The 15,768-nt window shown below is 61.2% G+C and carries 14 protein-coding genes and 1 tRNA gene; 7 read left to right on the top strand and 8 right to left on the bottom strand.

Annotation, left to right across the window (positions count from 1 at the left end):
- Positions 1-471 precede the first annotated feature (471 nt).
- The 5 genes from rplI to AXK12_RS06775 form a co-directional block, all read right to left on the bottom strand.
- Positions 472-966 carry a 50S ribosomal protein L9 gene (gene rplI, locus AXK12_RS06795; protein WP_068712782.1) on the bottom strand — a complete coding sequence of 165 codons (495 nt, stop codon included), beginning with the start codon at positions 964-966 and terminating at the stop codon, positions 472-474.
- A gap of 106 nt (positions 967-1,072) precedes the next feature.
- Positions 1,073-1,555 (bottom strand): single-stranded DNA-binding protein, encoded by a 483-nt coding sequence (locus AXK12_RS06790; RefSeq protein ID WP_068712780.1) that lies wholly within the window; start codon positions 1,553-1,555, stop codon positions 1,073-1,075.
- Positions 1,556-1,675: 120 nt separating this feature from the next.
- Positions 1,676-1,975, bottom strand: a complete 300-nt coding sequence (locus AXK12_RS06785) for a 30S ribosomal protein S6 (RefSeq protein ID WP_068712778.1) — start codon at positions 1,973-1,975, stop codon at positions 1,676-1,678.
- Positions 1,956-2,573 carry an aminoacyl-tRNA hydrolase gene (gene pth / locus AXK12_RS06780; RefSeq protein ID WP_231863581.1) on the bottom strand — a complete coding sequence of 206 codons (618 nt, stop codon included), beginning with the start codon at positions 2,571-2,573 and terminating at the stop codon, positions 1,956-1,958. The genes AXK12_RS06785 and pth overlap by 20 nt, the downstream gene beginning before the upstream one ends.
- Positions 2,574-2,746: 173 nt before the next feature.
- Positions 2,747-3,382, bottom strand: a complete 636-nt coding sequence (locus AXK12_RS06775; RefSeq protein WP_068712776.1) for a 50S ribosomal protein L25 — start codon at positions 3,380-3,382, stop codon at positions 2,747-2,749.
- A 287-nt stretch (positions 3,383-3,669) separates the two neighbouring features.
- Here AXK12_RS06775 and AXK12_RS06770 point away from each other — a divergent pair.
- Positions 3,670-3,744, top strand: a tRNA-Asn gene (locus AXK12_RS06770).
- A gap of 317 nt (positions 3,745-4,061) precedes the next feature.
- Here AXK12_RS06770 and rpsA read toward each other — a convergent pair.
- On the bottom strand, positions 4,062-5,735 hold the full coding sequence (gene rpsA / locus AXK12_RS06765) for a 30S ribosomal protein S1 (protein WP_231863580.1): 1,674 nt from the start codon (positions 5,733-5,735) through the stop codon (positions 4,062-4,064).
- Positions 5,736-6,191: 456 nt separating this feature from the next.
- Between rpsA and AXK12_RS06760 the strand changes: the two genes are divergently transcribed.
- From AXK12_RS06760 to AXK12_RS06730, 6 genes are all read left to right on the top strand, one after another.
- The gene (locus tag AXK12_RS06760; RefSeq protein WP_068712772.1) at positions 6,192-7,190 is read left to right on the top strand and encodes a glycosyltransferase family 2 protein; all 999 of its coding nucleotides are present in this window, start codon (positions 6,192-6,194) and stop codon (positions 7,188-7,190) included.
- 54 nt (positions 7,191-7,244) lie between these two features.
- Complete coding sequence (locus AXK12_RS06755) at positions 7,245-8,027, top strand: glycosyltransferase family 2 protein (protein WP_068712770.1); 783 nt, start codon at positions 7,245-7,247, stop codon at positions 8,025-8,027.
- Complete coding sequence (locus AXK12_RS06750) at positions 8,024-8,419, top strand: DciA family protein (RefSeq protein ID WP_068712768.1); 396 nt, start codon at positions 8,024-8,026, stop codon at positions 8,417-8,419. Before AXK12_RS06755 ends, AXK12_RS06750 begins: the two co-directional genes overlap by 4 nt.
- Positions 8,420-8,979: 560 nt before the next feature.
- Entirely contained in the window at positions 8,980-9,249 is a 270-nt protein-coding gene (gene rpsO / locus AXK12_RS06740) for a 30S ribosomal protein S15 (RefSeq protein ID WP_068712764.1), read from the top strand.
- A gap of 158 nt (positions 9,250-9,407) precedes the next feature.
- Positions 9,408-11,639 carry a polyribonucleotide nucleotidyltransferase gene (gene pnp / locus AXK12_RS06735; protein ID WP_068712762.1) on the top strand — a complete coding sequence of 744 codons (2,232 nt, stop codon included), beginning with the start codon at positions 9,408-9,410 and terminating at the stop codon, positions 11,637-11,639.
- A gap of 323 nt (positions 11,640-11,962) precedes the next feature.
- Positions 11,963-13,243, top strand: coding sequence for a Glu/Leu/Phe/Val family dehydrogenase (locus tag AXK12_RS06730; protein WP_068712760.1), 1,281 nt, complete (start codon positions 11,963-11,965; stop codon positions 13,241-13,243).
- A 43-nt stretch (positions 13,244-13,286) separates the two neighbouring features.
- On the opposite strand, the gene AXK12_RS06725 is transcribed toward AXK12_RS06730, so the two are convergent.
- Together AXK12_RS06725 and AXK12_RS06720 are read right to left on the bottom strand one after the other, a co-directional pair.
- Positions 13,287-14,723: a putative Na+/H+ antiporter gene (locus AXK12_RS06725; protein ID WP_231863579.1), complete on the bottom strand. Its 1,437-nt coding sequence runs from the start codon at positions 14,721-14,723 to the stop codon at positions 13,287-13,289.
- Between the two features lie 334 nt (positions 14,724-15,057).
- Positions 15,058-15,768 (bottom strand): M48 family metallopeptidase (locus AXK12_RS06720; RefSeq protein ID WP_156468914.1); only part of this gene is annotated, 711 nt, incomplete at its 5' end.

The following is a 15,768-nucleotide window of genomic DNA, read 5'->3' as shown; positions in this document are numbered from 1 at the left end:
TGAGCGGCACTTTCCCACTACGCGTGGGGCGGCGGTCAGTGACCGCTTCCATTTAATTTGGGATTTCGCAACGCGCTATCGCGCGAAAGCAAAATCCCAAATTTGAAAGGATTCCCCCTGTCGCGTTGCGACAGGGGGAGTAGTAAAAGGGAAAGTAGAGTGATAACCCATTTGGGCGAAGTGGGAAAAATCACCAGTAAACTCCCGCCTCCAAGTTTGGGTACCATTCTACCGAACGCTTGGCTGCCGTGCGCATGCACGGCAGCCAAGCGTTCGGTAAATGGGTGCAGGCACAGCCTGCCGCCCCACGCGCAGTGGGAAAGTGACTCACGCGTAGTGGGAAAAAGCGTATCGGCGGCGGCCTTCCTTTGCGCAGGGGCTCACACAGCAAGGCCGTATCGGAGTCCGATACGGCCTTGGGAAGGGGCTGAGCGCTGTGGCGTGAGCTTCGCCACACTTGGGTAAACCAAGTTACGCGGCCGCCTCGGCGGCTTGCTCGGCGTCAACAATCGGGTTTTCGGAAACGATGTCGAAGTCCAGCTCGATGGTGACTTCGGGGTGCAGCTTCACTTTTACACTGTGTTTACCGAGTGTCTTCGCGGGCGTATAGAGATGGATGCGCTTCTTATCGAGGTCGATACCGGCTTCGGTGAGTTTGTCGTGGATGTCAGTCGCGGTGATCGCGCCAAACATCTTGCCGCCCTCGCCTGTCTTGACCGCAAAGGCCAACGAGACGGCGGCGATGCGCTTGCCGAGCTCTTGCGCACCGGCGAGTTCTTGGGCTTCGCGCTCGGCACGACGCTTCTTGAGTGCCTCGACTTGCTTGCGGTTGGCCTTGGTCACGGGCACGGCCACGCTGCGAGGAAACAGGAAATTACGCGCATAACCCGCGCGGACTTTGACTTGGTCGCCCTCGCCGCCGAGGCCGTCGACCGGCTTCACTAGGAGAATTTCACTATATGCCATGATGAGATTGGGATTTTAAGGGTTGGGTTTTAGAAAATCGGGAAAACGGAAAACGCGGCCAAACGGGTGGGCCCCTCAAGTGAGGGCACAAACCGGGGCAGTCGCTCTAGAACGGCACGTCATCATCGACGCCGTCGGGCTCGTGACTTGAGGGCGCGGGAGCCGCCGCCGCACGGGGAGGCGGCGCACTGCGTTGATAGCCAGACTCGCCACCGTAGGAAGCACCGCCGCCCGCCCCGCCTTCTGCAGCGTCGCCGCGACCACCGAGAAATTGGAAGCCCTCGAGCACGACTTTTAGGCGGCTGCGTTTCTGGCCGGAGGCCTTATCTTCCCATTGGTCGAGCTTGAGTCGGCCTTCGACGAAGAGCGGGCGACCGCGTTGGCAGTATTTGGAAATCGTCTCGCCCTGCCGTCCCCACGCCTCGACATCGACGAAGGTGGTCTCTTCGCGCATGCTGCCCGACTCGTCCTTGAACGAGCGGTTCACGGCGAGCCCGAACTGACAAATCGCCGTGCCCTTCGGCGTGACGCGCAACTCGGGGTCACGAGTGAGGTTTCCGATTAGGTAGACTTTGTTAAAGTTGGCCATGAGTGCCGAAAGAGAGAGCTAGGAGAGAGGCGAGAGCCAAGCGAGCAGGAGGAACACAGGTTTAGCCGACAAGTGCGCGCAAAAAATTGCGTCCACTCGGTGAGCTTCCGCGTGGGAGACTTAGGCGGCGGCTTGGATGAAGGTGCGGTAAACGTTGTTGTTGAGCCGGAGCCGCTCGCGGAGCGCGGAGGGCGCAGTGCCAGGGGCCGAGTAAGCGATGCGGACGTAGGGCGCGCCGGTGAACTTGCGATCTGTCACGCGGGCGAAGTCGCGCTTGCCGAGTTCTTCGACTGCGGTGACCTCGCCCTCGACGGCGGCGATCTCCGCTTTGATCTCGTCGACGATCTGGGCGAGCGAGTCTGGGTTGTTGCGGTTATCGATGATGAAGGTGGCGAGGTAGTTACGCTTTGTCTGTGTCATAGGGAGGAGTGGTGGTCGTATCTTTTCGGTTAAGTTGATTCATGGCGGCTTCGATGCCGCTGTTAAGCAGCAGATCTAAGCCTTTGAGAAAGTGTGGGAGAGAGTCAGAGAGGAGACTGTGTTGAGACGCGCTAAACTTGCCGAGAACGAAATCTTTGAGGTCCATCTGCGGCGTAGTCTTTGGGCCGATACCGAGCCGGTAACGCACAAAGCCCGCGCCGAGGTGTTGGAGCACGCTGGCGATGCCATTGTGACCGCCGGCACTGCCACTCGCACTCACCTTCACGCGCCCGAGGTCGATCGTGTATTCGTCGTAAACAATCGCGACTTGCTCGGGAGCGAGGCGGTAATAGCGCGCGAGTGCCGCGACGGCGCGACCACTCTCGTTCATATACGTGAGCGGTTTCGCAAAATAAACCGTGCGGCCATCGGCAGCTTGCCAAGACGCGAGCTCCGCCTCGAAACGCGAGTGGTAGGCCCAAGTCAGGCCCTTTTCACGGGCAAATGCGTCAACCAAGACCCAGCCCAAATTGTGGCGGGTGTCTTGATATTGGCGGCCCGGATTGCCGAGCCCGGCAACGAGTGAGAGTGGCAACATGTCTCAAAGAACAGAACTAAGCCGCCCACACCGGTAGCGAATCGGAAGTCGCGGTGCGGTGTTGTGCGCGGCGTAGGGAGCAGGCAGCGGAAGAAGTAGGCGGCGCGCCCCGCTCGGGAGAAGTCCGCAGTCTGCGGACGTCCAGCCCGAGCAGGAAGCGCGCGGGCGCGGGCTTACTTCTTGCCGCCCTTCTTCGCATCAGCCTTGGCATCGGCTGCGGGGTTCGCAGTGCCGCCACCGGCCTCACCCACCGGCTCCACGCAAGAGAGCACAGGGTGGCCCTTGGCATCAAGAAACTCGACACCGGAGAGCTCGGCCAAATCGCCGACCTTGAGCACCTCGCCAACCTTGAGCGCGGAGACGTCGATCTCGACGGACGAAGGCAAGTCTGCGGGCAAGCAGCGGATGCGCAGTTGGTGAGCGATGACTTCGAGGACGCCGCCCTGGGTCTTCACGCCTACGGCCTCGCCCTTCGTGCGCACGGGCACTTCGAGCTCGATCTTCTCGTCGGCCTTCACCGCTTGAAAATCGATGTGGAGGAAGCGGTCGGTGATCGGGTCGCGCTGCACCTCTTGAATGAAAGACAGTGCCTTCTCGGCGCGGCCCTCGATGCTAAGCTCGACCAAGACGGCGCGACCACCGACTGCCTTGAGCAGCTTGGTGAACTCCGGCGTCTCAACCGAAAGGCCCTCGGGGGCACTGTGCTTCCCGTAAAGAATGGCGGGAACGCGATTTGCTTTGCGTAGGCGGCGCGAGGCACTGCGGCCCTTCTGCGTGCGCGCCTGTGTGTTAAGTGTGTATTGACTCATGGGATCGGGCTACCCCTGTCGCCCCTGAATTGAGGGCAGGCGTAGTGAATGAAGCGCACGAGCAAGGCGCAGCCTTCCCGCAACGCAACCAAAACTGAGCCGTAGACTCATTTTATTTGCGGGCTTTGTTTACGGGCCGATCGCTGCAGTCCCGTCGACTACTGCCCCAAGCGAAGCTCTCCCGGAGAGCTCGCCGCTATAGCAGGCTCGACGCAGAGCGAGTTTTTCAAAACCGGCATTGACACGCTTTGCGGAGCCGCTGTTCTTGCCGCTCCTTTTTGTGCTATTGCTCGGTAGCTCAGTGGCAGAGCAGGTGACTGTTAATCACTTGGTCGCTGGTTCGATCCCAGCCCGAGCAGCCAGAAAAGAACGGCCCCGGGAGTTTCAAATAGACGGCCTGACTAAGGCGTCTCCGCTCAAGTCGCGTCCCGCGCGGGCCAGTAAGTTGGTAACTAGCTCGGTGAGTTTTGTCCGAGCTTAGTCAATCCAGACCTTGCCGCTGAGAAACTCAGGCGGCTGCAATCCAACCAAGCAAAATTGACCGAAACAAAAAGCCCGCTCGGGCATGCTATCCCGAGCGGGCTTTTAAGTACGACTTGACCGAGCAGCCGGATTGACGGCGGCTCGCCACTGACGCGAGGCCAGCGGCCGCGCGCCCGATAAAAGAGCCTGCGGGGCCCTAGTCTTTCTTGTCGTGGGCAGCGTCGAGGATGTCGCCCAAGTTCATCATATCGGTGCCGGACTGGCGGTTGAGGGCTTCGAAGCTCGCGGTCTCAGCGGCCAGTTCCTCGCTAGAGTAGTTGGCAGCCTTGATCGAGAGGCCGAGGCGGCGCTCCTCACGGTCGATTTTGATGACGCGGGCAGTGACTTCCTGGCCAGCGGAGAGCACATCTTTGACCTTCTCGACACGGTCTTCGCTGATTTGCGAGATGTGCACGAGCCCATCGATGCCGTCCTTGAGGTCAACAAAGGCACCGAAGGAGGTAAGCTTCGTGACGGTACCGGTGATGACGTCGCCGATCTTGAAGTGCGAATCGATATCCGACCACGGGTCGTCGCTGAGCTGCTTCATGCCGAGGCTGATGCGTTGCTGCTGTGCGTCGACATCGAGAACGGTCGCTTCGACCTCGTCGCCCTTTTTCAGGACTTCGGAGGGGTGGTTGACCTTGCGCGTCCAGCTCATGTCGGAGACGTGCACCATACCGTCGATACCTTCCTCTAGCTCGATGAAGGCACCATAAGTGGTCATGTTGCGCACCTTACCGCGAACACGCGCACCGACCGGGTAGTTGTGGCGAACCATGTCCCACGGGTTGGGCTCGAGCTGGCGCAGGCCGAGCGAGATCTTTTGCTCGTCCTTCTGGATGCCGAGAACGACGGCCTCGACCTCGTCGCCCACTTTGAGCAACTCGCTGGGCTTGGAGATGCGCTTCGTCCACGACATTTCGGTGATGTGTACGAGGCCCTCGACGCCGGGCTCGAGCTCCACAAAGGCACCGTAGGGAACGAGGTTGACGACCTTGCCGGCGATTTTCGCGCCGACGGGGTACTTGCGGTCGATCTCGTCCCAAGGGTTCTTGGTGGTCTGCTTGAGGCCGAGCGAAACACGCTCTTTGTCGCGGTTGACCTCGATGATCATGACCTCGATCTCCTCGCCCTGCTTGAGCATTTCGGAGGGGTGCGAGATCCGGCCCCAGCTCATGTCGGTGATGTGCAAGAGACCGTCCATGCCATCCAAGTCGATGAAGGCACCGAAGTCGGTGATGTTCTTGACGATGCCTTTGCGGACTTGGCCGGGCTCGATGCTGTCGAGGAGCGTGCGGCGTTTCTCAGCGCGTTGCTCTTCGATGAGTTCGCGACGCGAGAGGACGATGTTCTTCCGCTCGGGGTTTATTTTTAAGACCTTAAAGTCGTAGGTTTGGCCGACGTACTGATCGAGATTCTTAGGCGGCTGCACATCGATGTGCGAGGCAGGCATAAAGGCATCGACGCCCACCGAGATGATGAGCCCGCCCTTGACCTTGGCCTTGACTCGGCCAGTCGCCACGGAGCCTTCGGGGAAGGTGGTCAGGATATTCTCCCAGTTTTTCTTTTGCTCGGCCTTGTCGAAGGAGACCACGGGATTGCCCGTTTTGTCCTCCAACTTCTCAAGGAGCACCTCGATCTGTGAGCCGATTTGCAGCTCGCCGATATCGATAAATTCGTGAGCGGGGATGAGCCCCTCGGACTTTCCGCCGATGTCTACGACGACCTCATTTTGGCGGATTTCGGTAATGGTGCCGGAAACGACTGAGCCTTCCTTAAGCTTATCGAAGGAGGACTGCTCCAGCAGATCTTGCATGACTGAACTCATATGCGTGTGTGGGAGAAACCGCCAAAGCGCAGCCCTTGTGCTCCGTAAGGACCCGACTCCGGCGGCAGTGACCGCGCCGCCTCTGGCTGAGACCAAAGACTGCGCGACCGCGTGGGTTGGAATGTTAGACTAACGGGAAAAGACCGGCGGGAGCACTGCGACGACGCCGATCAGAACCGATAAACCGATGTCGCAAGAGCGGAGGAGTCCGGCAGCCCACGCCGTCCCCCGCAAGCGCAATAAGTAGGCTGACGGCGTTTATTTCTTGGGCGCGGCAGCTCCAGCTCTCGATAAAGCCCCTCGCAAGTCAGGCCCGATTTTGTTCGCCAAACACAGATCAGAGCCGATCAGCCTGGGCTTGCAGAATCCCCTTTCCGCTCATTGGCGGCAGGGCGTGCTGTGCAAGGAAAGAGTCTTTTCTTTCGCGGCGCTTAATGGCTTCACTCCTCAGCACCCATGCCCCTCCCTAGTCGCGAAACCTTCCCGCTCATCACTGTGGGTGTCCCCACGTATAATCGGGCGGACGTTTTGCGGCAGATGCTCGAGTGCCTCGTGCGGCAGGACTACCCGCCCGAACGGCTTGAGCTGCTCGTAATCGACAACAACTCGCCAGACAACACGCGCGAAATTGTCGCGGAATTTGAAAAAGACGCCGCAGAGGCGCGCCCTGCCCTAGGGCAGTTCAGTCACTGCGTAAGCTACGTCCACGAGCCGAAACAGGGGCTCGGCCATGCGCGCAATCGCGCCATCGCCGAGGCGCGCGGAGACATCATCGTGCTACCCGACGACGATATTTTAGCGGAGCCAGATTGGCTGCGCACACTCTGCGCACCACTCATCGCAGAGTGGCGCGAGGGCGGCCACTCAATCGGCTGCGTCGCGGGCGAGGTTTTACCCATCTTCCCCGACGGCTTGCCCGACTGGGTTCGCGACTGGCACGGCCCGCAGGGCTTTCGTAGCGCAGAGGAAGGCGCAGGCCCGCTGCCCAAAACCGCTTACCCGATGGGGGCAAACTTCGCCTTTCCTCGTTGGGCCTTCGAGCGATTGGGCCCTTTCTCCACCGAGCTCGACCGCAAGGGCGCGAGCTTCTTTGGCGGTGGCGACCGCGAGATGCTGCGCCGGATTCACGAGGCCGACTACGCCGTGTGGTTCGTGCCCGCAGCGCGGGTGCTCCACCAAATGCCCGCGTCGCGCACGACCTTTCGCTACGCAGCCCGGCACGCCTTTGACTCGGCACGAAGCCGCGTGGTCGAGCGCGCAAGGCTCGGCCGAAAATCAAGCTACCTCGTCTCCCGATTTTTCGGAAACGCGCTCAAGGCACTCGGCTTCGCGTTCGTCGCGCTGGGCTGTGCACTGCTCTTTCAGCGCGGCGCAGCGAAGAGAGCACTCGTCCGCGCGTGGCGGTGCTGCGGCTACCTTTACCAAATAGCACGCTCGCTCTTTGGCCGCGTTTGAGCCTAGGCCAATCCCCCCATTCTCAAAGTGAACGCGCCCCCAGCTCAGACTAGTTTGCACGCCCTCCCTGTTAGCGTCATCATCGTCGCCCGCAACGAAGCCGCCAACCTCCCGCGTTGCCTAGACTCGGTGCGAGGCTGGGTCGCCGAAATCCTCGTCGCGCTCAACAACACGACGGACAGCAGCGCGGAAATCGCACGCGCTCGCGGCGCGACCGTTCACGCGCTCTCGTGGGCGGGCTATCGCGACACGAAAAACGCCGCACTCGCGCTCGCCGCCCAGCCTTGGGCCTTGTGTCTAGATGCAGATGAAGAGGTCTCCCCCGCACTGCGTCACGCGCTCGCCGCCTTCTTTGCGAGTGGCCGCGCTGCGGACTTCGTCGGCGCACGTTTCCCACGCAAAGTCTGGTTTATCAACCGCTGGATCACCCACGGCGATTGGTACCCCGACCTAAGCTTGCGGCTCGTCTTGCGCGAAAAATCCCGCTGGGGCGGCGATGCCTTTGTGCACGAAAAAATGGTCTGCGACGGCCCCGTCGCCACGCTGCGCGGCGACCTGCACCACTACTCCTTCCCCACCCTCGCCAGCCATGTGGACAAGATCACGCCCTTCGCCGCGCTCTTCGTAAAACAACAACACGCGCGAGGCCGCCACTTCTCGCTCGCCGCCGCGCTCGTGCGGCCCACCTGGCGATTCGTCCGCGCGTATTTTTTCCGGCTCGGCTTTTTGGACGGCTACCCAGGCCTCTACATCGCCGTAGCCACCGCCTTCGGCGCCTTCGTTCGCTACAGCAGCCTTTACGAAGCGGAAACGCAAAAGGAGCCGCTGCAAAAGTGACTAAGCCAATCACCGAGCCGCATCAGTTCAGTCAGTTGGCCGAGTCGGTCATCGCCGACTTTCGCCGCGTGCCGCTGCACGAGCCCAAGCGACAGCGCAAACGCGCGACTAAGCCGCTCGCCGAGCTAGTGGAGCCGCTTTTGGCGAAATACAAAATCGGACGCGAATCCGCCGAACAACGGCTTCACGCACACTGGGCCGAGCTCGTCGGCTCGGCCAACGCCAACTACTCGCACCCGGTCGAAATCGATGCGCGCGGACGTCTGCTCGTGCTCGCCTCCCATGCAGTCGTCCGCCAAGAACTCTTCCACCACCGCGCACAGATTGTCGCGAAAATCCAAGCCCTCCCCGGCTGCGCCACAGTCAAACATCTCAATATCCGTGCCGGATGAAGGCTGTCAGTGCCACAGACACCCCTGCGCGTGGGGCGGCGGTCAGTGACCGCTTCCATTTAAATCGCGATTGTGCCCGTCCGCTTCGCGTCCGAACCCAATCGCGATTTTGAAATGCCCCCTCCAATCCTGTCGCAACGCGACAGGGAGAATACTTTCAAATTTGGGATTTCGCTTTCGCGCGATAGCGCGATGCGAAATCCCAAATTGAATGGCTGCAGCGACACGCTGCCGCCCCACGCGCAGTGGTCTCGCTTACTTTCGCAACGCGCCTCTAAAAACTGAAATAACACACTTGCGCTCGAAGGGGGGACTCGGTGTTCTCCGCGGCTTGCGTTAGTGAGGGCTCGTTTGGTTGCGAGCTCCCACCACGACTGCTCTGGCACTCTGCTGGAGTAAGAACGGTGACGCTGGCCCCTCGGTTGTTTCCCCTTTGCGATTTTATTTCGGTCGTGAGGAGTCATGCCAAGGAGCTAGAGTCACGGAGCACGCGCGGCCTGCCTTTTGGCGGTTGGCCTGTTGCTCCCAAACGGTCGTGAAAGCCAGTAAACCTCACACACATGTCTACTACCACTGTCTCCAAACCCGAAATCATCGCTGAATACAAAATTCACGACAAGGACACCGGCTCCTCCGAGGTCCAAATCGCGCTACTCACCGCGCGCATTAACCACCTCACCGAGCACCTGCGCACGCACCGCAAAGACTTTCACTCGCGCCGCGGGCTCCTCCAGATGGCCGCTCGCCGCCGCAAACTGCTCGACTACGTAAAACGCCATAACTTGGCCAAATACACCGAGCTCCTGCAAAGGCTGCACCTACGCCGCTAACCCGCAGCACTCCACTCTCAAAGGGCGGCCCGCCGATTCCAGTGCGGGCCGCCCTTTCTCTTGTGCGGGGCGCGAGCGCAGTTTGCCGCGTTGCTGCCTGCCCCGCCTTATCATCCGCAACGCGCGCAAATTATCCGTATCCGTAGAAAGACTACCGTATGAATCAGAAGCACAATGTCACCGTTCCCGGCCTCGGGATCACCTTCTCCACCGGCACCTACGCCAGCCTCGCCAATGGCGCAGTTAACGTATGCGTCGGCGAGACCAACCTCCTCGTCACCGCCTGCGTCGCGCAAAGCACCAAGCCCGGCCAAGATTGGTTCCCCCTCACTGTCGATTACCGCGAGAAATACGCCGCCGCTGGCCGCTTCCCCGGCGGTTACTTCAAGCGCGAAGGCCGCCCCAGCGAAAAAGAAATCCTCACCTCGCGGCTCTGCGACCGCCCCTGCCGACCGCTCTTCCCCGCAGGCTTTCTCAACGAAGTCCAAATCATCGGCCAACTCCTGTCGGCTGACCAAATCAACGACGCCGATATCTCAATGGTAAACGGTGCGTCCGCCGCGCTCGCCATCTCGGACATCCCCTGGGCCGGCCCCATCGGCTGCGTGCGCGTCGCCGAGATCGACGGCCAATTCGTCGCCAACCCCACCATCGAGCAAATGTTCCAAAGCACGCTCGACCTCATCTACGTGGGTACCGAGCGCGACATGCTCATGATCGAAGGCTCCGCCGACCAAATCAGCGAAGAACGCTTCATCGAAGCCCTCGAGTTTGGCCACCAAGCGATCCAGCCCATCCTCACCGCGATTAAGGAGCTCGTCGCCGTCGCCGGAAAGCCGAAGGCGACTTTCCCGCTCGTCAAAGCGACCGACGAAGCCCGCGCCATCATCGAGCGAGTCGCCAGCGAAGAGCGCGTGACCGCCGCCATCTTTGGCCACGAAAAAGCCGTCCGCGCCGCCAACATTAAGGCACTCAAAGACGAAGCGGTCGCCGCGCTCACCACCGAGCTCGGCGCAGACAAGTTCACCGAGGCCGATGTCGCGATCGTCTTCGAAGACCTCCAATACAAGGCCTACCGCAAAACCGTCCTCGAGCGCGGTATCCGCTCCGACAAGCGCGACGCCAAAACCATCCGCCCGCTTAGCGCGAGCGTCGGTGTGCTCCCCCGCGTGCACGGCTCGGCCAGCTTCCAGCGCGGCGACACCCAGAACATCGCCATCACGACCCTCGGGCCGACCAAGGAAGCCCAGCACCTCGACGCACTCACCGGCGGCGTCAGCTCCAAGTCGTTTATCCTGCACTACAACTTCCCGCCCTTCTCCGTCGGCGAGACAGGCCGCTACGGCTCGCCCGGCCGCCGCGAAGTCGGCCACGGCGCACTCGCGGAGCGCTCGCTCGTGCCGGTGCTCCCGCCCGAAGACGTCTTCCCCTACTCCATCCGCGTCGTCTCAGAGATTTTGTCGTCCAACGGCTCGACGTCTATGGCTTCCATTTGCGGCGGCTGCCTCGCCCTCATGGATGCAGGCGTGCCTATCGTCGCACCCGTCGCCGGTATCTCCTGCGGATTGATGACCACCAACAAGCCCGACGGCTCGATCGATAAGTGGGTCACCATCACCGACATCCTCGGCGAAGAAGACCACTTCGGCGACATGGACTTCAAGCTCGCCGGCACCACGCGCGGCATCACCGGCTTCCAGCTCGACCTAAAGATCAACGGCCTGCCCTTTGAGATCGCGAAGACTGCGATCTTCCAAGCGCGCGACGCCCGTATCGAAATCCTTAAGGCGATGCTCGCCGCGCTGCCCGCGCCACGCGCCGACCTCTCGGCCTTTGCCCCGCGCATCCAGACGATCCAAATCGACCCCGAGAAGATCGGCCTGTTGATCGGCCCCGGCGGTAAGACCATCCGCCGCATCGTCGAGACGACCGGCGCACAAGTCGACATCTCGGACGACGACTCCGGCAAAGTCTTCATCTACTCGAACAACGCCGATTCGATGAACCGCGCTGTCCAAGAAATCGACTCGCTGTGCGGCGGCGGCTCGCAAATCGAAGTCGGTAAAATCTACACCGGCCGCGTGACCGGCACCAAAGACTTCGGTGCCTTCGTGGAGTGCCTCCCGGGCAAAGAAGGCTTGGTGCACATCTCCGAACTGGCCGACTTCCGCGTGCGCCGCACCGAGGATGTCGTCAAAGTCGGCGACTCGATTCAGGTCAAGTGCATCGGTATCGACGAGCGCAGTAAGAAAGTGCGGCTCAGCCGCAAAGCCGCCCTCGCCGAGCTCGAAGCGCAAAACGGCAGCCACGCTGCCCCCGCTACCGAAGAGCCCGCCGCAACACAAAACGCGGATAACGACACGGCGACCGAAGACGCGAAAGCGGAGTAAGCACTCGACGAGCTGCCACTCGCTCACTCCTCAAAAAAGCCAACGCCGCAGCGCCCCGCGCCCTGCGGCGTTTTTGTTGAGGCCAGTGGCCGCTTCCACTCACCTCGCGGACACGCCTATTCGCGCAAGTGAAGAACCCCGCCTTTGGCACGGGGCGCTTAGGATTTTGGCTTCTTCGTTTGGTTACATTGCGTTTGTCTCTCTCGCCAGCCCCCGGCCCACATCTCAATCCACCGCAATCAGCCGAGCGGCCAACGAACAATTTCCTTAACCCCGGATGACGCGCCAACCGCGCGTGTCGCCCGATAAACGCCTCTGCGAGGATGAGCAAAGTCATTATCTCTTCACTTTACGACTCACCTGAATTTCGGATGGCCTGCCGCCAGTTCGACCAAGCCGCCGACGCCATCAGCCTGCCCGAGTCGATTCGCGACCGCACGAAACACCCGCGCCGCTGTATCGCCGTCTCACTGCCTATCCGGCGCGACGACGGCAGCGTCACGCTTTACGAAGGCTACCGCGTCCAACACAGCCTCTCGACCGGCCCGTCCAAAGGCGGCATCCGCTTCGCCCCCGATCTGTGCCTCGGCGAAGTCGCCGCGCTGGCCATGTGGATGAGTTGGAAATGCGCGCTCGTGGGGCTCCCTTATGGAGGAGCCAAAGGCGGCGTCAGCGTCGCGCCCGCACAACTCAGCCGCTCCGAACTCGAACGGCTCTCGCGCCGCTACATGCAGGAGCTCATCCCCTTTATCGGCCCCGACATCGATGTGCCTGCCCCCGATATAGGCACCAACGAGCAGATCATGGGCTGGATGATGGACACCTACTCCAACCACATCGGCCACCTCATCCCCTCAATCGTCACCGGCAAACCGCTCTCACTCGGCGGCTCTCAGGGCCGCCGTGAAGCGACCGGCGCGGGCGTCGCCCACCTCGTGTGCCGCTACCTCACGGACGTTCTCAAAACCCCACCCGAGCACGCCACCATCGCCATCCAAGGTTTTGGCAATGTCGGCAGCGAGGCCGCGCTCGCCCTCGTACAAAACTGCGGCGCAAAAGTCATCGCGCTCTCCGACGAGCGGGGCGGCATCCTCAACCCGCGCGGAATCGACGTCGCCCGCGCACTCGCTTATCACCGCTACCAAGGCACGCTCGCGGGCTTCGAGGGCGCCGAGCCCATCAGTAACGACGCGCTCCTCACGCTCCCCTGCACCGTCCTCATCCCCGCGGCTGTTCAGCGGGTCATCACCCCCGAAATCGCCGCCAAACTCCGCTGCCGCCTCCTCGCCGAAGCCGCCAATGGCCCCACCACTTACTCGGCGGACAAAGTGCTAGAACAGCGCGACGACATCGAGGTAATCCCCGACCTACTCTGCAACGCGGGCGGCGTAATCGTCTCCTACTTCGAGTGGCTGCAAAATCGCGCCAACGAGTATTGGGACCGCGATACCGTCCTCACCAAGCTCTTCGCGCAACTCGACCGCGCGAAAGACGCCGTCGAGGCCCAAAAGCGAAAGTTCAAATTTAGCCGCCGCCTCGCCGCGCAAACCCTCGGCATTGAGCGCGTCGCCCACGCCAAACAAGCCCGAGGGCTTTTCCCTTAAACGCGCAACGACTGGGGCCGGCTGCCGCGCGCAGCGCAGCGTTCTACAGCAGAACAAACACTAGCCCGATAATCAGCGTTGGCAGCAGCGCGGCAGCCAGCAGCCCCAACGGCGAAACTCCGCCCTCAAAGTAACGCTGCAAAATCGATTGGCCCGCCGGATTCGGCGCGTTGGCGATTACCGTCAACCCGCCCCCCGTCACCGCCCCCGCAACCACCGCATAGCGAAGCTCCTCGCTAAAATTGGGAACAAGCGTCGCCAGGTAAGTGATGAGCGCATTGTCGTTAAACGCCGTCAGCACCATCGCACTCGCAAACAAGGGCAGCCGCCCCAGCGAGCCTAGCACCGGCTCGATCCACCACGCTTGCAGCCCACCGTGAATGACGAGCCCCGCGAGGAAAAACCCGACTAGCATCGGCCCGCGCAAATCAATGCGCGACTGGTGGTGCGCCGTCGCCTGAGCAAAGGCCAAGAAGAACAAAAACCCACCCACAAAAAGCACCGGATGATGCGCCATCCACACCGTGAAGCCTAAGAACAGCAGGTGCCCCAGCGTTACCCACACCGGAATCGGCGCGGACTCACTTTCCTTTACGGTATCGCTGCCACCACTACTCGCCCCCGCCCCCAGTCGCGCGAGCTCCCGGCGAAACACGAGGAAATACACCGCATTTGAAACGACGATTCCGACCACCGCATGCCAACCGAAGTTGAGAAACATATGCCCCAGCCCCCAGCCCCACTTCGCTGCAACCATTAGGACGGGCGGAGCTGCAAAATGCGTGAGCGTGCCGCCCACCGATATGTTTACGAAAAGCAGCCCCAGCGTCGCATACTTGAGCGGCTTGCTCGGGCGCAGCGCGTAGAACTGCTTCGCGAGCAGCAGGGCCGCAATCGTCATCGCCGCCGGCTCGGTCATAAACGAGCCGAGCAGCGGAGCGACCGTCAAAATGCTCAACCACCACGCCAGCGGCGTCTCTCCGCCCAGACGAGCCACCACCCGCAAGCACTGCTCGGCCAAACGCAAGATGGGCCGCGTCGACGCCAGTGCCATGACGATCACCACAAACATCGGCTCGGTGAAATTCACCCGATTAGCGAAATAGTGAATCGCCGTATCCAGCCCCTTGTCACACACCACCGCGCAGAACAGCACGAGTGCCCAAGTCCCAAACACGGCCTCCACCTCGCCCAAGTAGTGCAGTACCTGACCGAAAAAACTCACCTCATCGGGCCGACCATCCCCATCGTTATCAGTCACGACGCGCGGGCGCTTCCGCGGCCGCGCCGCGTACCGAGTCTCGACCGCATGCGCCCAACGCCGAAACCGCGCCGTGAAAAACGTGTGCAACACCGCGAGCGCAAAAATCGCAGTCGCCACGACATTAAACGGCTCGACTGCCGCGCGTGCTTTGAGCACGGCCCAAACGCCTGCCCGCGCAGCATCGCTCCCGACAGACGGCGCCACATAACTGGCCACTTCACGCGGAAACTCAGCCGCAGCAATGGCCGCATGCGGCTCAGACTCAGATGCAGCGACCTCAGCTCCCAAAAAGAGAGGCGCCAGGACAGCGAAGTAACAAAGCAGTTTGGTAAGCAGAGCGGGCCCTATTTTCACGAAGCACGCAGACTCGAAACCGCTCGTCTTAAAAGCGAGCCCATCCGCGCCTAGAATAGTTCTCATTAGTTTCACTGAAGTTATTTGCGTACTATCTGTTATCCTCGACCGAAGGGCCTCCGCTCAGACGCAGCCAAGGCCGAGTGCGTGGGGCCTCGTCCTGTCGCGCCAGCGCCGCCGCAGGCCGTCTTATTTGTTAGCGGTGACACGCCTCCAATGCCTCCGTCCGCTCCAAAACAGTCGGATGCGAGTAGTAAAATGCGCTATAGAGCGAGTGCGGCGTTAAGTTGCTCAGGTTTTTTTGCGCCAACTTGTGCAACGCACTGGCCATCGGCTCGGCCCCCGACATCACTTCGCACGCAAAGGCATCGGCTTCGTACTCGTGCTTGCGCGAAAAGTAATTTCCAAGCGGCGATAGCCAAAACGTCACACCCCCGCTAAGCAGCGCAAAGAGCAGCAGCGAGGGCGCGAGCTCTCCCAGCGGAAACCCGAAAGCCGGGTTAAACCAGTTACTCTGTGCCAGCCACGCGATAACTGCGAAACCGCCAAACTGTGTGAGTGCCGCCACCGCCAAGCGCTTCGGGATATGCCCCCGCCGGTAGTGCCCGATCTCGTGTGCGAGCACCGCCTCCAACTCCTCGGGCTCAAGCTGCGCAATCAGAGTATCGAAAAGCACGATACGCCTAAATCGCCCAAAGCCCGTGAAAAATGCGTTCGAATGCCCAGAACGTTTCGAACCATCCATCACTTCGATCGCCGCTGCGCGAAATCCCGCTCGCTCGCCCAAGGCCAGCAAGCGCTCGCGCAACGCCCCCTCGGGTAACGGGCTCAACTTATTAAACAGCGGCAAAATCAGCTTCGGGTACAAGACGAGCATCAAAATCTGAAACCCAAACAACAGCACCGC

The sequence above is a fragment of the Cephaloticoccus capnophilus genome (assembly GCF_001580045.1).
Taxonomy (GTDB): Bacteria; Verrucomicrobiota; Verrucomicrobiia; order Opitutales; family Opitutaceae; genus Cephaloticoccus; species Cephaloticoccus capnophilus.
The sequence above is the reverse complement of the archived record's forward strand: the minus strand, read 5'-3'. Positions and strand labels throughout refer to the sequence as shown.

Excerpts from the sequence above, each read along its gene's own strand:
- pnp (WP_068712762.1), top strand. The coding sequence starts at position 9,408 with ATGAATCAGAAGCACAATGTCACCGTTCCCGGCCTCGGGATCACCTTC.
- rpsA (WP_231863580.1), bottom strand. The coding sequence starts at position 5,735 with ATGAGTTCAGTCATGCAAGATCTGCTGGAGCAGTCCTCCTTCGATAAG.
- AXK12_RS06785 (WP_068712778.1), bottom strand. The coding sequence starts at position 1,975 with ATGACACAGACAAAGCGTAACTACCTCGCCACCTTCATCATCGATAAC.
- AXK12_RS06790 (WP_068712780.1), bottom strand. The coding sequence starts at position 1,555 with ATGGCCAACTTTAACAAAGTCTACCTAATCGGAAACCTCACTCGTGAC.
- rpsO (WP_068712764.1), top strand. The coding sequence starts at position 8,980 with ATGTCTACTACCACTGTCTCCAAACCCGAAATCATCGCTGAATACAAA.
- AXK12_RS06760 (WP_068712772.1), top strand. The coding sequence starts at position 6,192 with ATGCCCCTCCCTAGTCGCGAAACCTTCCCGCTCATCACTGTGGGTGTC.
- AXK12_RS06730 (WP_068712760.1), top strand. The coding sequence starts at position 11,963 with ATGAGCAAAGTCATTATCTCTTCACTTTACGACTCACCTGAATTTCGG.
- AXK12_RS06775 (WP_068712776.1), bottom strand. The coding sequence starts at position 3,382 with ATGAGTCAATACACACTTAACACACAGGCGCGCACGCAGAAGGGCCGC.
- pth (WP_231863581.1), bottom strand. The coding sequence starts at position 2,573 with ATGTTGCCACTCTCACTCGTTGCCGGGCTCGGCAATCCGGGCCGCCAA.
- rplI (WP_068712782.1), bottom strand. The coding sequence starts at position 966 with ATGGCATATAGTGAAATTCTCCTAGTGAAGCCGGTCGACGGCCTCGGC.